We start from the raw sequence: 13,823 nt of genomic DNA, 5'->3' as shown, positions 1-13,823 counted from the left end.
GCCATCAGGGCGTTGCATCACCCTTCGACAACTGCGTAATCAACGCCACGGTCAGGTAAAGCCTGGGTGCGATGCTCGATAATTCGATGTATTCATCGTCGGCATGCAGGCCGGCACCGACCACGCCCATGGTTTCGAGCACCGCAGGCTTTGCACTGCCCGGCACGTAGGCATAGCCAGCGTCGGTACCGAAACGCATGGCAATCGGCTCCAGAGTGCGACCGGTTTTCTGGTAAAGCGTCTGCGCGGTTTTCGCCAACTGGTCGGAGCCAGGATTTCTGGCCAGCGGCGGCCGGCCTTTTTCCATTCGCAAGGTCACTTCGGTGCCATCGACCAGCGTCTTCTTCACGATCTTTTGTCCGTCAGCCAATACGCGATCGCTCTCGCTGAGGTCGGAATAGCGCATGTCCGCCTCGGCCGACGCGCTGGATGGAATGATGTTGCGCTTCTCCCCGCCCTTGATCAGCGTCCAGTTGACAGTGGTGCCTTTGCCCGGGTCGCCGAGGTCCTTGAGCTGCAGCAGTTGGTGCGCCAGCTCGATGGCCGCATTGCGTCCGGCCTCGGGAGCAGAGCCTGCGTGTGACGACTTGCCTTTGACCTCGAGAATCAGGCCATTGATGCCGTTGGTGGCGACGGTGACGGCATCCTTGTCAGGCGGCTCGAACGAAAACACGTAGTCATGCTGGCGGGCGAGTTCGGCGATGACTTTTTTCGAGCCGCTGGAGCCGGTCTCCTCGTCCGGGTTGAAGAGCACAGTGAGCGTGCCGAACGCCTTGAACCGCTCATTCTGCAACAGCTGCAGCGCATGCAGAATCATCGCCACGCCGCCCTTGGCGTCTGCCACCCCTGGGCCATAGGCGCGCTCGCTGTCGAGTCTGAACGGACGCTTGGCGGCGGTGCCCGGCCCGAACACCGTGTCGTAGTGAACCATCAACAGAAAAGACCGTGTGCCGGTGCCTTTGAAAGTACCGACGATATTGTCCCCCGCCGAAGGCTCTGCCGGCGTGGTGGAGACTTCTGCACCCAGCGCCTTGAGACGTTCGACCAGCATTGCGCTGACGGTCTTCAGCCCGGGAGCCTGGCCGGTGCCTGTATCGACATCAACGAGCTGGCGGACAGTGTCGAGGTAGGCCGGTTGTTCGGCCTGGGCTTTTTTCAGCAACTGATCGGGTGACAGCTCGGCGGCGTCGGCAACCATGGAAAACACGCCCATGGACACCAGGTAAAGTCCGATTGCGGCAGTGATGGGGAAGCGTCGTGAATGCATGCTGGTTCCTTCAGATGATCGCGAGTTGAACAGCATCTTTACCCCAATGCGCCGCTCGACGCCACAGGCGAGGCTTGTGCAGCAAATATGTATGAGAATGTAACTGATAGTGATTAGCGTTTAGTAAAGTGTGAAAAAGTTGTTAGTCTCGCCCCGCCACTGCCTGTCACCTCCTGTCGACAGGCACGCCATCTGCCAGATGTACCGCCACGTCCTCAGCCCTTGCAGGAATGACCCTGATGCTTCGTTCGTATCTCCCTTCGCTGACCGGTCTTGTAGTACTCGGTCTGTCAGCCGCCGCCGAGGCATCCCCCGTTCAACTCGATCTGCCCGCACAGCCGCTCTCCAAATCACTGACGCAACTGAGTCAGGCAAGCGGCCTGCAGATATCGGTTGATGATTACCTGGTTGCAAGCAGGCAGGCCCCGGCTGTCAGAGGCAGCCTGGAGCCGGCTCAGGCATTGAGCCGACTGCTGCTGGGCAGCGGCCTTGATGCGCAGGTGCAGGGCAATGCCGCGAAGGTGTTCCAGCCAGTCAGCGATGGCCCGATGACGCTGGGCAACGTGGATATCAGCGCTCAATCGGGAATCGCTGGAATGGCCACTACGCAAGGCAGTGGTTCGTATACGACCGGGTCGATGAGCAGCGCGACCAGGCTGCCTCTCTCGATTCGCGAGACGCCGCAGTCGGTGAGCGTGATCACCCGCCAGCGCATTGAAGATCAAGGCATGAACGACCTCAATGATGTCGTCAAATATGCACCCGGCGTGACGCTGCGCAAGTTCGGCTCGGACCGTCAGCAGTTTCTGGCGCGCGGCTTTTCCATCGATAACCTGATGTATGACGGTCTGCCGACAATCGTCAGCACCTTTACACTGGACACCATTTCCGGTGCCGATCTGGCCCTGTACGACCGCGTCGAGGTGGTGCGCGGGGCAACTGGGCTGATGACCGGCGCGGGCAGTCCATCGGCGACGCTGAATCTGATCCGCAAGCGCCCCACCGCGACCCCGCAAGTCAGCGTGACCGCCAGCGCAGGAAGTTGGGACCGTTACCGTACCGAAGTGGACGCGTCGAACCGGCTCAACGATTCCGGTACGTTGCGCGGCCGGGTGGTGACGGCCTATGAAACGGGCAACAGTTTTGTCGATGAGCGCGATAAAGAGCGCCAGACATTCTATGGCGTGCTGGAAGCCGATCTCAGCGAATCGACCACCTGGACCCTCGGCGCCTCGCGGCAGCGCGATGACGCGACCTCCGACTGGGGCAGCCTGCCATCAGGTCCGAACGGCGAGAATCTTGACCTGCCGCGCTCGACGTTCCTGAGCAACGACTGGGCCTATTGGGACAGACACAACGTCAGCCTTTTCACTGACCTGACCCATCATTTCGACAACGGCTGGAGCAGCAAGCTGGCAGCGACCAGAATCTGGGCGGAGTCAGACATGTACTCCAACTATTTGACCGCCAACGGCACCGGCTACGGCCAGGCCGCCGGCCAGTACGACACCACGGATGTGCAGACCAGTCTCGACGGCTCACTGTCCGGCCCGTTCCAGCTGTTCGGCCGGCAGCATGAGCTGATGCTCGGGGTCAGTCGTCGCGAAGAGAAGTTCGATCAGAAAGGCGGCTTCTACGGCGCCACGCCAATCGATATCTACCACTTCAATCCCAGCGTGATTGCAAAGCCGGATCCTGCCACGCGCACGGCCTATGTCAGCCAGAACACTGCCACCGAGGAAGGTGTCTACGCCGCCGCGCGTTTCAACCCGATTGATCGGTTGCACGTCATCGTCGGCAGCCGGGTGAGCTGGTATGACTACCAGAACCGTTCGGCCAGTAATGGCGACTACAAGGTTATTCGGGAAGTCACGCCCTACGCCGGTGTCGTCTATGACCTGAACGACACCTACTCGGCCTACGCCAGCTATACCGAGATCTTCAAGCCGCAGAATCAGCTGGACGTGGGAGGCGGCGTGCTTGACCCGATGACCGGCGAAAGTTACGAAATCGGTCTGAAAGGCGAATACTTCGACGGCGGCCTGAATGCCTCGCTGGCCGTCTTTGACATGACCCAGGAAAACCGCGCGTATGCCATCGTCAATCCGCCAGCCACCTGCCAGCAGCAGAATCGCGTCTGTTACGAAGCCGCCGGGGAAGTGCGCAGCCGGGGGATCGACGCAGAAATCACCGGCCAACTGACACCTGACTGGCAGGCTTCAGCCTCCTACACACTGGTGTTGAGCCAGTACGTCAAGGACCGCACCAATGACAAGGGCGACCTGTTTGCGCCCAATCAGCCGAAACACCTGTTCAAGGCAGCAACGTCCTATCACCTGCCCGGCAACTTGAACAAATGGCGCGTGGGTGCAGATGTCCTGGCGCAAAGCGAGACCTACAACCGGGTCGGCAACGGTCACTCCGTGCAGGATGCCTATGCGGTGGTGGGGCTGATGGCAGGCTACCGGTTCGACGAGCATTGGGACGCACGGGTCAACCTCAATAACCTGTTCGACGAAAAATACTGGCAAGGTATTCCCCTGGCGACCGGCAGCGGCGTTTACGGCGACCCGCGCAACCTGATGGTCTCGCTGAAGTGGTCGCTGTGAATCCTGCAGCGCGCAGGCCGCTCGGCAGAGGTTAAATTCATATCGAGGGAACAAGCGGTCAGTGCGAGGCTCAAAAACAGTCTAGACAAAGGTATTCACGACAATGCCGTCCCTCAAGGCCTATCATCGGCAGCAGTAAACGCTGCGGCCTTGAGTGGTCGACAGCGCTCGGGTAATGTCATCCAACCGCACAGGACAGAGCACGCTCATGACTTCCAAGCTGGATCAACTCAAGAAATTCACCACCGTTGTTGCTGACACCGGCGACTTCGGCGCAATCAAGAGCCTCGAACCCGAGGACGCCACCACCAACCCTTCCCTGCTGCTCAAGGCCGCTTCCGACGCAAACAACGCCAAGATGCTGGGCGAAGCGTTCGACGGTAGCAAGGGCGACATCGGCCTGGCCTGCGACCGCTTTGCAGTCGCCATCGGTCAGGAGATTCTCAAGGTGGTTCCGGGCCGCGTATCCACTGAAGTGGACGCACGCCTCTCGTTCGACACCAACGCGCTAATCGAGCGCAGTGAGCGTTTGATCGGTCTGTACGACGCCGCAGGCATCAAGCGTGATCGGGTGCTGATCAAACTGGCCGCCACCTGGGAAGGTATCCGCGCAGCTGAGAAACTCGAGAAGGATGGCATCCAGACCAACCTGACCTTGCTGTTCTCCTTCGCCCAGGCAGTCGCCTGCGCCGAGGCCGGGGTGTTCCTGATTTCGCCGTTCGTGGGCCGTATCTACGACTGGTACAAGAAGTCGACAGGCACCGACTACACCGGCGCAGAAGACCCGGGCGTGCAGTCGGTAACGCGCATCTACAACTACTACAAGGCCAACGACTTCAAGACCGTGGTCATGGGTGCGAGCTTCCGCAACCTGAACCAGATCGAACAGCTGGCCGGTTGTGATCGCCTGACCATCAGCACCGATCTGCTCAAGAAGCTGGCGGAAGATACCGGCACTCTGGAGCGTAAGCTTACCCCGGATAAAGCAGGTGAGAAACGTTCGGATACGGTCAAGAACTTGACCGAAAGCCAGTTCCGCTGGGCTTCCAACGAAGATGCCATGGCTACTGAAAAGCTGGCTGAAGGTATTCGCCAGTTCGCTCGCGATCAGGAAAAGCTGGAAGCACTGCTCTCCGCCAAAAAAGCCTGAACATGAAAAAGGGCGACACCTTCGCAGGTGTCGCCCTTTTTGCTGCCTGCCGTTCTGAGATCAAAGAGACAGACGCAACTGATGCCTAGCGCTGACCTTCCAGTGCATTGACCAGATCATGGAACGCTTCACGATTGGAGTCGTTGAGGCCCATGAGGATCTTGTGCGCTTCGAGCACCTTGGCTTTCACCACTTCTTCGCACTGGTCCTGTGAAGGCAGATCAGTCAGGCACTCAGGCCGCGGCAGAGGCCGGTCAACGATGTTGAAGACCTGGTCAAAGCCCATCGACTGCAACAGGCGCGTGATGTCCTCGTGAGTGGTCACAAGGGTCGGCAACAGGCCTACCTTCTGGCGCGACAGAATCGACAGTTTGGCCAGCAAGCCAAGCGTGGTGCTGTCAATGCTGCGCGTCTCGGTCAGATCAATGACCACCGCCGAGAAATTCAGCGCAGTGAAGATGCGCTCGATAGTCGCATCCAGGGCCGAACACAGCGTCAACCGCACTTCACCCACGAACTTGAGAACGAAGGTGCCTTCCTGCTCGGCGAACTGGATTCTACCGGTACTCATTCAAGATTCCTGCTTAACACTAACAAGGCGATATCATCCGGCATCTCCCCTAGCGTTGCCAATTCAAAAACCCGCTGCAAGCCATCCAGGCTGCCGCCAGCCGCCTTGACCAATTCGGGAAGGACGGCTTCTTTCTCTTTGAGTGTATCACCGGGTAACAAGTCCAGTATGCCATCAGACAACATGGTCAGACTGAAGGACTCGGGCAGATCGATTTCGTGATCCTGATAGGTGGCCTCGTTGAACAACCCTACCGGGAGTCCACGACCTTCCAGATAATGCGCCTGCCCTTCGGAATACAACACAGGCAATGGCAGATGTCCGCCCACTGCGTACGTCAGTTTACCTGACTCTTCGTCGATGACACCGCCGACCATCGTAACGTGCTTGCCCAGCTTGCAACTGATGAGGCCACGGTTGATATGCCCCAGCACATCAGACGGCTTGAATTCCGGAAGCGTGCCGCCACGCTTGGACTCGAACAGCAGCCGAGTGGTCATGAACTTCAGCAGTACGGTGATGAACGCCGATGACGCACCATGCCCTGAAACATCAGCCAGATAGAAGGCGACGCGCCGTTCGTCGACCCTGAAATAATCGACAAAGTCGCCGGACAGGTACAACGATGGAATGATCTGGTGCGCGAACTTGAACGCGTCAATTGACCACGGCGTGATCGGCAGCATGTTCATCTGCACTTGCCGACCCGCGTCCTGGTCTTCCTGCAACAGATGAAGACTGGCTTCGAGTTCGCGATTGGCCTTTTCCAGCTTTTCGCGATAGACCTGGTTTTCAGTGAGCAGGCGAGCCCGATCCAGCGCACGACGCACCGAATGCTCAAGTACAGCAAGATCTTCGAGGGGCTTGATCAGGTAGTCGGCAGCGCCGAGACGCAAAGCTTCGACTGCATCGCTCATCACGCCCGCGCCGGAGACGACGATGACAGGCGTCTGCGGAGCAATGGCCGTCACCTGACGGATCAGCTCAAGCCCGCCCATCTGTGGCATGCGTAGATCGCAGACCACCAGATCGGGGTTCTCCTGCTCGAATATCTGAATTCCCTGCAAGCCATTACTCGCTTGCAGAACGCTGAAGCCACTGTCTTCAAGGTAGGCGGCAAGACTTGCGCGCACTACGTCGTCGTCATCGATAATCAGCAGCTTGGCACTGGTTTTTGGCATGGGGGCAAACGGCGCCAGATCAGGTTGGCGTAGGCGGCCCGGGATTACCGGAACCCGCTTACTGGATTCGCTTCTAGCCTCTCCGCAATAACACGCAACAACTTGATAAGTCTGTCGTGTTTCAGAGGTGCCCTTCAAGGCGCAGACGGTACTCCCATCCGACGGGTGTTTCAAGCATGCTCCTACCCTCACTTTGCGCTCTTTACATCGCAAATCACCCAGAGTTATAAGAACTCACAAATCAGCAACTAAAACGAAGGACTGTACATGAGTCGAAATGATCGCGACTACGAGGAAAAACGGGATTACATCCGCATGCGCGTCGATGCAGACGTCAACCTGATCCATGCCGGCCAAGTGATTCCCGCCGTGTGCATTGACCTTTCCAGCTCGGGCATGCAGGTTCAGGCGCCACGCTCGTTCCAGGTGGGAGACAAACTCAGCGTGAGCATTGACTCCGACCATCCTGCGCTCAAGGGGCTTGAAGCCGAAACCGAGGTGGTCTGGGTGAATGATGAAGAAGGTGGTGGACAGAAACTGGGGCTTTCAATCATCTCGATGAAGTGAAAACGGGCGGAACAGGTTCACACTTTTACAAAATAATAAAGGCGACCCAAGGTCGCCTTTATTGATTCAAGCCGATGCAAGGTAGCGATTAAAAATCGTCTTCGACCTTGCCGTCCTTGACCTTGAACTCGCGGTTCTGCAGGTAGGCATTGCGAATGAAGGTGTAGCGATCACCGCTTACCATGCGCTCGGCAGACAACAGGCTGGCACGTGTATCGATCAGGTTGACGCCCAGTGCGGTGTTACGGGTCGGGACGTGATCGATGTAGCGGTAGGGCGAGGTGTAGGTGTCCGGGTACTTGGCGATTGCATCACGTACAGTGCTTGGCCCCAGCAACGGAATGACCACGAACGGGCCGCTCGGCACGCCCCAGTAGCCCAGCGTCTGACCGAAGTCCTCATCATTGCGTTGCAGGCCCATGCGGGTGCCCACGTCGATGAAGCCCAGCAGGCCGAAGGTGGTGTTGACGATCAGACGCGCAGTGTCGACGCCAGCCGCTTCAGGCTTGGCTTGCAGCACGTTGTTCGCCAGATTGCCGACATCGCCGATGTTGCTGAAGAAGTTATGGATACCGTCTTCGACGAATTGCGGTGCGATGTACTGATATCCCTTGGCCAACGGCTTGAGCGTGTAAGCGTCAAGGATATCGTTGAATTTGAAAATGGGACGGTTGATGCCTTCCCACGGATCATCTTCAGCGGCCTGCACGGCCACCGGCACCAGCGCGATGCCGGCACACAGGGACAATTGCAGCAAACGTTTGATAAAGCCTGCACCGGTCACGGGCATAGCTGACACTCCTGATCGAGATATCGAAATAATGACGCGGGTGCTACGCCCCACACGCTAGGACAGGGAGTATAAAGCCTTCTGTCGAGAATAAGGCAGGTCTGTCAGCAAAGGGTTCCGGATAAACTCCGTCATCGCACCTTCATCGAAGTGTCACAAAAGATCGGTAGCGTTTCTCGATATTTCAGAGAGATCCTCATGCTCGCCCCGGTCCTCACGCCTCTGCCAACCTTCCCTGCCCTGCTGTTCGGCCTTAGCGGCTGCCTGGTGGACTTCGGTGCGCAGGCCGCAAACTCGCGCGCACCCGGCCATGAGCACACGCAGCTCACACCGGGTGCAAAGGCTATTCTGCAGACCCTGCGTGACCAGAGCATGCCTTGCGCCTGGCTCGATGAACTGCCTGAAAACGTGAGCGCTGCACTGGCTGCACCGGTGAGTGACTGGATGATTCCCGCCCCACGCCCGACCGCAGGCTGGCCCGCCCCGGATGCCTGCTGGATGGCATTGATGGCCCTGAAAGTCAGCCACCTGGATGGCTGCGTACTGATCAGCGGCGACCCGCGCCTGTTGCAGTCCGGGCTGAACGCCGGGCTGTGGACCATTGGCCTGGCATCCTGCGGCCCACTGTGCGGGCTCTCGCCTTCACAATGGCAGGCACTCAGTGATGCCGAACGCGAACGGCGACGCGCGCAGGCCACACTCAAACTCTATTCGCTGGGGGTGCATTCGGTGATCGACCACCTGGGCGAACTGGAATCCTGCCTGGCCGACATCGCACTGCGTCGCAGCAAAGGCGAAAAACCCTGATACATATGCAGCCAGGTGCAGACTGGATTAGTCTTGAGTGAACATGGACCTTTAGCTCTTCGGCGAAGTCCATGAGACAGACTTATCAATCAAGGAGCACCTCATGCCTGCCCGCGAACTGCAAGAACAACTCGATACCCTGCGCGAGCAACTGGAGCACAACCCGCCGATGTCAGAGTCCGAGCGGGAAAATCTGCGCGAACTCATGCAACAAATTGAAACTAAAATTCAGCTGGAACAGGCCACCCACGAGCAGGACAGCAGCCTGGCTGATGGTGTGAATCTGGCCGTCGAGCGTTTCGAGCTGGAGCATCCGACCATTGCCGGGACCTTGCGCAACATCGTGCAGACGCTGGGCAATATCGGGGTCTGATTGGGGAATGCCGTTCTGAACGCTCTGCGCCCGGCCGCTGATGCGCGGTGCGAGGCGGAGTTGTGACGCAGAGCGTCACCCAATGCATGCCGACGCGGAGCGTCGGCACGATAATCCTGAACCTGGAAACGTCAGCCAGTGGGCGCCGACGCGCTGCACCTGCGCTGATGACCACACACCTATCGTTCCTCACGCTCCGCGTGGGAATGTCGCTCCGGACGCTCTGCGTCCGCTCCGCGGGCCTCAGACACTACTGCCGCGCCAGCCTGCGGTTGTCTACGTCGAGCGTTTCAGTGCTGCGGTACGGGTTGATGTCCAGCCCACCGCGGCGCACGTAGCGCGCATACACAGTGAGCTTCGCCGGCTTGAGCAGGCGCTGCAGGTCGAGGAAGATTCTTTCCACGCACTGTTCATGAAAATCCGAGTGCTGGCGGAAGCTGACGATATACGCCAGCAGGCTGGCGTGATCCAGCGCTGCGCCGCGATATTCGACCACTACGCTGCCCCAGTCAGGCTGGCTGGTGACCGGGCAGTTGGATTTGAGCAGATGGCTATGCACGCTCTCTTCCACCACCCGCGAGTCATCACAACGCAGCAACTCGGGCTGCGGTCGGTCGTAGCTGCTGACCGAGATGTCCAGGTCGTCGATACACACGCCCGGCAACGCAGCAACACCCTCCTCTTCGATTTCCGCCAGGCTGCGAATACGCACGCCAACCGGCTTGCCCGCAGCAGCCGAGAGATCCTGTTCGAGGGTGGTCTGCAGCTGTTCGACGGTCGCGAAAGCCGTCTGATTCAACGAATTGAGGTACAACTTGAATGACTTCGATTCGATGATGTTCGGCGATTCGGCCGGGATACTGAACTCGCCAATGGCCACCACCGGCTTGCCGGAAGGCAGCAACCACGACAGCTCGTAGCAATTCCAGAAATCGACACCCTGATAAGGCAGCGTCTGCGCGGTGAGCCCAAGCTCGGCCCATTTGGCGGCACGCGGGATCGGGAACAACAGAGACGGCGTGTAGGTGGCGATGTATTCACTGGACTTGCCCAGCGGCGAGTGTTCGGCTGCGGGATGCATGGCGATACCTGGATCATGAATGAACGCAGCGAGTTTATAGCGTTTGCCTGCGGCTTTCAGCGAAAATCCGCTCTGCCCCGCCACCCTCGCAGGCCGCCCTGCGGCCTCGACGAAGGTGACTCAGGCCCTGTCACTCGTAACGCAGTGCATGCGCTGGCTGGATCTGCGCGGCGCGCCATGCGGGGTAGATGGTCGCCAGAAAGCTCAGGATAAACCCGGCACTGCAGATCAACAGCACGTCACCGGCCTGCAGTTCGGAAGGCAGGTTGCTGATGAAATACACATCGGAACTGAAGATGTGCTGACCGCTGACCCGCTCGACCCAGCCCACCAGGCTGCTGACGTTCAGCGCCGCAATAATCCCCAGGATGCCGCCGATCAAGGTACCGACGATGCCGATGACGGTGCCCTGAACCACGAAGATCGCCATGATCTGCCGCGGCGTGGCGCCGATGGTGCGCAGTATGGCGATGTCTGCGCCCTTGTCGTTGACCACCATGATCAGCGTGGCAATGATGTTGAACGCTGCCACGGCGACGATCATCAGCAGCAACAGACCGATCATGGTCTTTTCCATCTTCATGGCGCTGAACAGGCTGCCCTGGGTGTGGGTCCAGTCATCGGCGCGATAGCCCTCACCCAGACCGGCGGCAATGGCGGTGGACACCTGGGGTGCCTTGTACAGATCCTTGAGCGCCAGCCGCACGCCCTGAACCTGATTGGGCTGCCAGCGTTGCATCTGCGCCGCATCGGCGATGTTGATCAGGCCCATCGAACCATCCAGTTCGGCACCGACCTTGAAGATACCCACGACGGTCAGGCGTTGCATGCGCGGCGTGATGCCGCCAGGAGCGCTGCTGACTTCCGGGACGATCAGGGTCAGCTTGTCGCCGATGCTCAGGCGAAAGCGGCGCGCGGTGATGTCGCCGAGCACTACGCCGAACTCGCCCGGCTTGAGGTCTTCGAGGTTTCCGCGGGTGATGTGCTGCGTGACGATCGACACCTCATGTTCCAGCGCCGGGTCTACGCCGCTGATCTGGATCGGCTGCATCGAGCCCTTGTAGGAGAGCATGCCTTCCATGTCGGTGAACGGCACGGCAGCGGTCACTTCAGGGTTTTTCAGCGCCGCGTCGGCCAGCGGTTTCCAGTCATCGACCGGAGTGCTACCGGCAATCACCGCGTGCGGCACCATGCCGAGAATCCGCGAGCTCATTTCCCGCTGGAAACCGTTCATGACCGACAGCACCACGATCATCGCCAGGACACCGAGTGCCAGACCGATCATCGAGGTCATCGAAATGAACGAGATGAAGCTTTTGCGGCGTTTGGCGCGGGTATAGCGCATGCCGATGAAGATGGGTAACGGTCTGAACATTCGCGAAGCACCGTGGAAAAATACACCGTATAAAAACTGGAACCCGACGCGATGAATTGCGCCGGGCCGGGTCGATCAGGCCTCGACGAGGCGGCCGTCTTCCAGACGCAGGACACGGTCCATTTGCCGGGCCAGGCTCATGTCGTGGGTCACGATCAGAAACGCCGTGCGCGATGACGTGCTCAATTCACGCATCAGGTCCTGAATGCCCTGCGCGGTGTGGTGATCGAGGTTGCCGGTTGGCTCGTCAAGCATCACCAGACCCGGCTGATTGATCAGGGCGCGGGCAATCGCCACGCGCTGACGCTCGCCACCAGACAGCTCCGAAGGCTTGTGCGCCAGACGATGACCGAGGCCGACACGCTCCAGCAATGCAGTGGAGCGCTTGCGGGCTTCGGGGATCGGCGTACGGCCGATCAACAACGGCATGCAGACGTTTTCAAGCGCGGTGAATTCGGGCAGCAGGTGGTGGAACTGGTAGACGAAGCCCAGCGCCCGGTTACGCAGCAGGCCGCGAGCCTTTTCGCCCAGCGCCGACAACTCTTCGCCCGCCAGCCAGACACTGCCTTCGGACGGCGTGTCCAGACCGCCCAACAGGTTGAGCAAGGTACTTTTGCCCGACCCCGAACTGCCGACGATCGCGACACGCTCGCCAGGGTGCAATTCCAGCTGCAGGCCGGACAACACCACCACCGACTCCGGGCCTTCCTCGTAGGATTTACCCAGGTTGCGGCAACTCAATACTGCTTTATCAGACATGCCCGACTCACTCATAACGTAACGCCTCCGCCGGCTGGGTGCGCGCAGCACGCCAGGCGGGATACAGGGTGGCGAGGAAACTCAGGACCAACGCTGCACCACAGACCTGGAACACGTCCTGGGCCATCAGTTGCGAAGGCAGGTAATCAATGAAGTAGACGTCGGCGTTGAGAAACTTGTGGCCGATCAGCCCTTCGAGTGCGGAAATGGCTGCGCTGACATTGAGCGCCGCCAGAATCCCCAGTGCCGCGCCGATCAGCGTGCCAACCACGCCGATCACCGTGCCCTGGACCATGAATATCGCCATGATCTGTCGCGGCGTAGCACCCAGGGTACGCAGAATCGCGATGTCGCCCTTCTTGTCATTGACCACCATCACCAGCGTGGAAATGATGTTGAAGGCCGCCACCGCCACGATCAGCAGCAGCAACAGACCGATCATGGCTTTTTCCATGCGGATCGCCTGATACAGGTTGCCGTGGGTGCGCGTCCAGTCACGCGAGTAGAAATTGTTTTCGCCCAGCTTCTGCGCGATTTCCCACGAAGTGCGTGGCGCGGCGAACAGGTCGTCGAACTTGAGACGCAGGCCCTGCACCTGATTGGGCTTCCAGCGGTGCAGACGGCCCAGGTCATCAAGGTTGGTCAGCCCCAGGAAGCCGTCGATTTCGCCGGCGCCGACGTGAAAGATGCCGGTCACCTCGAAGCGCTTCATGCGCGGGAACATCCCGGCTGGCGTCACCGTCACTTCAGGCGCAACGAAGGTCAGCTTGTCGCCGATGCCGACGCCCAGCTTGGCCGCGGCCTTGTCGCCGATCATGATGCCGAAGCTGCCGGGCGACAGACTGTCGAGCTGGCCCTGCTTGATGAAGTGGTCAATGATCGAGACCTTGCGCTCTTCAAGCGGGTCGATACCGTTGAGCAGCACTTTCTGGACCTTGCCGTCGTGGGTCAGCAAGCCCTGCATCTGGGTGAACGGCGCAACGGCCAGCACCTGCGGGTTTTCCTGAACCTTCGCGGCCAGACCGCGCCAGTCGGTGATCGGGTCAGCCGATTCGATGGTCGCGTGCGGCACCATGCCGAGCACGCGGGTACGCATTTCGTGATCGAAACCGTTCATCACCGATAACACGACTATCATGACCACAACGCCCAGGGCGAGGCCGATCATGGAGGTCAGGGAGATGAAGGAAACAAAATGATTGCGTCGCTTCGCACGGGTGTAGCGCGTGCCGATAAATACAAAAAGAGGTCTGAACATGTAGGAATTTGTTCGCAGGAATGAGGACGTCCGTG

13 protein-coding genes are annotated in these 13,823 nt (G+C 59.4%); 5 read left to right on the top strand and 8 right to left on the bottom strand.

The genetic code is table 11. The features are described from left to right. Window positions 1-4: 4 nt before the first annotated feature. Entirely contained in the window at window positions 5-1,267 is a 1,263-nt protein-coding gene (locus QRN50_RS10460) for a M20/M25/M40 family metallo-hydrolase (protein ID WP_054092461.1), read from the bottom strand. Window positions 1,268-1,506: 239 nt separating this feature from the next. Here QRN50_RS10460 and QRN50_RS10455 point away from each other — a divergent pair, with 239 nt between their 5' ends. Both QRN50_RS10455 and tal read left to right on the top strand, forming a co-directional pair. Continuing rightward, window positions 1,507-3,876, top strand: a complete 2,370-nt coding sequence (locus tag QRN50_RS10455) for a TonB-dependent siderophore receptor (protein ID WP_024642153.1) — start codon at window positions 1,507-1,509, stop codon at window positions 3,874-3,876. Between the two features lie 208 nt (window positions 3,877-4,084). After that, window positions 4,085-5,026: a transaldolase gene (tal, locus tag QRN50_RS10450; RefSeq protein WP_011267310.1), complete on the top strand. Its 942-nt coding sequence runs from the start codon at window positions 4,085-4,087 to the stop codon at window positions 5,024-5,026. A gap of 85 nt (window positions 5,027-5,111) precedes the next feature. On the opposite strand, the gene rssC is transcribed toward tal, so the two are convergent. Both rssC and rssB read right to left on the bottom strand, forming a co-directional pair. Beyond that, a complete protein-coding gene (gene rssC, locus QRN50_RS10445) occupies window positions 5,112-5,597 on the bottom strand; it encodes an anti-sigma factor antagonist RssC (protein WP_003315067.1) in 486 nt (161 codons plus the stop codon). Continuing rightward, window positions 5,594-6,778: a two-component system response regulator RssB gene (rssB, locus tag QRN50_RS10440; RefSeq protein ID WP_003407019.1), complete on the bottom strand. Its 1,185-nt coding sequence runs from the start codon at window positions 6,776-6,778 to the stop codon at window positions 5,594-5,596. The genes rssC and rssB overlap by 4 nt, the downstream gene beginning before the upstream one ends. A 267-nt stretch (window positions 6,779-7,045) precedes the next feature. Between rssB and QRN50_RS10435 the strand changes: the two genes are divergently transcribed. After that, window positions 7,046-7,345 (top strand): PilZ domain-containing protein, encoded by a 300-nt coding sequence (locus QRN50_RS10435; protein WP_003407020.1) that lies wholly within the window; start codon window positions 7,046-7,048, stop codon window positions 7,343-7,345. A gap of 88 nt (window positions 7,346-7,433) precedes the next feature. Here QRN50_RS10435 and QRN50_RS10430 read toward each other — a convergent pair whose 3' ends face one another. Next, a complete protein-coding gene (locus tag QRN50_RS10430) occupies window positions 7,434-8,135 on the bottom strand; it encodes an MlaA family lipoprotein (protein WP_003407022.1) in 702 nt (233 codons plus the stop codon). A gap of 198 nt (window positions 8,136-8,333) precedes the next feature. Between QRN50_RS10430 and pcrP the strand changes: the two genes are divergently transcribed. Both pcrP and QRN50_RS10420 read left to right on the top strand, forming a co-directional pair. Continuing rightward, the gene (gene pcrP / locus QRN50_RS10425) at window positions 8,334-8,942 is read left to right on the top strand and encodes an HAD superfamily inactivated hydrolase PcrP (protein ID WP_003407024.1); all 609 of its coding nucleotides are present in this window, start codon (window positions 8,334-8,336) and stop codon (window positions 8,940-8,942) included. A gap of 103 nt (window positions 8,943-9,045) precedes the next feature. Continuing rightward, window positions 9,046-9,315, top strand: a complete 270-nt coding sequence (locus tag QRN50_RS10420; protein ID WP_032655219.1) for a DUF4404 family protein — start codon at window positions 9,046-9,048, stop codon at window positions 9,313-9,315. Between the two features lie 250 nt (window positions 9,316-9,565). On the opposite strand, the gene queF is transcribed toward QRN50_RS10420, so the two are convergent. The 4 genes from queF to QRN50_RS10400 all read right to left on the bottom strand — a co-directional run bounded on the left by queF (window position 9,566) and on the right by QRN50_RS10400 (window position 13,788). Then, window positions 9,566-10,396: an NADPH-dependent 7-cyano-7-deazaguanine reductase QueF gene (gene queF, locus QRN50_RS10415; protein WP_024650963.1), complete on the bottom strand. Its 831-nt coding sequence runs from the start codon at window positions 10,394-10,396 to the stop codon at window positions 9,566-9,568. Window positions 10,397-10,526: 130 nt separating this feature from the next. After that, on the bottom strand, window positions 10,527-11,771 hold the full coding sequence (locus tag QRN50_RS10410) for a lipoprotein-releasing ABC transporter permease subunit (RefSeq protein WP_003405690.1): 1,245 nt from the start codon (window positions 11,769-11,771) through the stop codon (window positions 10,527-10,529). 75 nt (window positions 11,772-11,846) lie between these two features. Beyond that, entirely contained in the window at window positions 11,847-12,530 is a 684-nt protein-coding gene (lolD, locus tag QRN50_RS10405) for a lipoprotein-releasing ABC transporter ATP-binding protein LolD (RefSeq protein WP_172452211.1), read from the bottom strand. A 7-nt stretch (window positions 12,531-12,537) separates the two neighbouring features. Beyond that, window positions 12,538-13,788 (bottom strand): lipoprotein-releasing ABC transporter permease subunit, encoded by a 1,251-nt coding sequence (locus QRN50_RS10400; RefSeq protein ID WP_003405692.1) that lies wholly within the window; start codon window positions 13,786-13,788, stop codon window positions 12,538-12,540. Window positions 13,789-13,823: the final 35 nt, after the last annotated feature.

This window comes from Pseudomonas sp. MEJ108 (genome assembly GCF_030208985.1).
Classification (GTDB): Bacteria; Pseudomonadota; Gammaproteobacteria; order Pseudomonadales; family Pseudomonadaceae; genus Aquipseudomonas; species Aquipseudomonas fragariae.
The sequence above is the reverse complement of the archived record's forward strand: the minus strand, read 5'-3'. Positions and strand labels throughout refer to the sequence as shown.

Bases quoted from the DNA above. Each gene is read 5' to 3' on its own strand.
- queF (WP_024650963.1), bottom strand. From the start codon at position 10,396: ATGCATCCCGCAGCCGAACACTCGCCGCTGGGCAAGTCCAGTGAATAC.
- tal (WP_011267310.1), top strand. From the start codon at position 4,085: ATGACTTCCAAGCTGGATCAACTCAAGAAATTCACCACCGTTGTTGCT.
- QRN50_RS10420 (WP_032655219.1), top strand. From the start codon at position 9,046: ATGCCTGCCCGCGAACTGCAAGAACAACTCGATACCCTGCGCGAGCAA.
- QRN50_RS10430 (WP_003407022.1), bottom strand. From the start codon at position 8,135: ATGCCCGTGACCGGTGCAGGCTTTATCAAACGTTTGCTGCAATTGTCC.
- QRN50_RS10410 (WP_003405690.1), bottom strand. From the start codon at position 11,771: ATGTTCAGACCGTTACCCATCTTCATCGGCATGCGCTATACCCGCGCC.
- QRN50_RS10435 (WP_003407020.1), top strand. From the start codon at position 7,046: ATGAGTCGAAATGATCGCGACTACGAGGAAAAACGGGATTACATCCGC.
- lolD (WP_172452211.1), bottom strand. From the start codon at position 12,530: ATGTCTGATAAAGCAGTATTGAGTTGCCGCAACCTGGGTAAATCCTAC.
- rssC (WP_003315067.1), bottom strand. From the start codon at position 5,597: ATGAGTACCGGTAGAATCCAGTTCGCCGAGCAGGAAGGCACCTTCGTT.
- QRN50_RS10400 (WP_003405692.1), bottom strand. From the start codon at position 13,788: ATGTTCAGACCTCTTTTTGTATTTATCGGCACGCGCTACACCCGTGCG.
- QRN50_RS10460 (WP_054092461.1), bottom strand. From the start codon at position 1,267: ATGCATTCACGACGCTTCCCCATCACTGCCGCAATCGGACTTTACCTG.
- rssB (WP_003407019.1), bottom strand. From the start codon at position 6,778: ATGCCAAAAACCAGTGCCAAGCTGCTGATTATCGATGACGACGACGTA.
- QRN50_RS10455 (WP_024642153.1), top strand. From the start codon at position 1,507: ATGCTTCGTTCGTATCTCCCTTCGCTGACCGGTCTTGTAGTACTCGGT.
- pcrP (WP_003407024.1), top strand. From the start codon at position 8,334: ATGCTCGCCCCGGTCCTCACGCCTCTGCCAACCTTCCCTGCCCTGCTG.